The following is a 616-nucleotide window of genomic DNA, read 5'->3' as shown; positions in this document are numbered from 1 at the left end:
AGCCGGGGCCGTGGGGCCGACGCGGTGCTCATCTGCGCGGCCGGCCGATCGGCGGAGCCGGTGATGCGGGCGACCGCGCTGGCCCGCGACCGCGCGCAGCTCGTCGTCGTCGGCGACGTCGGCCTGGGCCTGCTGCGCGCGCCGTTCTACGACAACGAGCTCACCCTGCGCTTCGCCCGCTCCTACGGGCCGGGACGCTACGAGCGCGGGTACGAGGACTGGGGGGTGGACTACCCGGCCGGGCAGGTTCGCTGGACCGAGGGGCGCAACCAGGAGGCCGTGCTCGACCTGCTCGCCGCCGGCCGGCTGCGCGTGGACGACCTCGTCACGCACGCCTTCCCTATCGATGCGGCGCCGCGGGCCTACGAGCTCGTCGCGGGCCGCAGCGAGCCGTACCTGGCCATCCGGTTCGACTACCCGGCCGAGGTGCCGGTCCTGCCGGTGAGCCGCCGGCCCGCGGACGACGCGGACGGACGCATCGCGGATGATGTGGACGGACGCATCGCGGGCGACGTGGGCGAGCGCATTGCGGATGGTGCGGGCGAGCGCATTGCGGGCGACGTGGGCGGGCGGGTAGCGGACGGCGCGGGTGGGCGGGCCGCCGAGGGCGCGGGCG

The 616-nt window shown here is 76.6% G+C and carries 1 pseudogene; it reads left to right on the top strand.

Annotated elements, in window-relative coordinates:
- Positions 1 to 616: pseudogene (locus tag ND748_RS33435) on the top strand (oxidoreductase); the annotation flags it as partial.

Origin of the sequence: Frankia sp. AiPs1 (assembly GCF_023716945.1) — a bacterium.
In the GTDB taxonomy this organism is placed as follows: Bacteria; Actinomycetota; Actinomycetes; order Frankiales; family Frankiaceae; genus Frankia.
The sequence above is the reverse complement of the archived record's forward strand: the minus strand, read 5'-3'. Positions and strand labels throughout refer to the sequence as shown.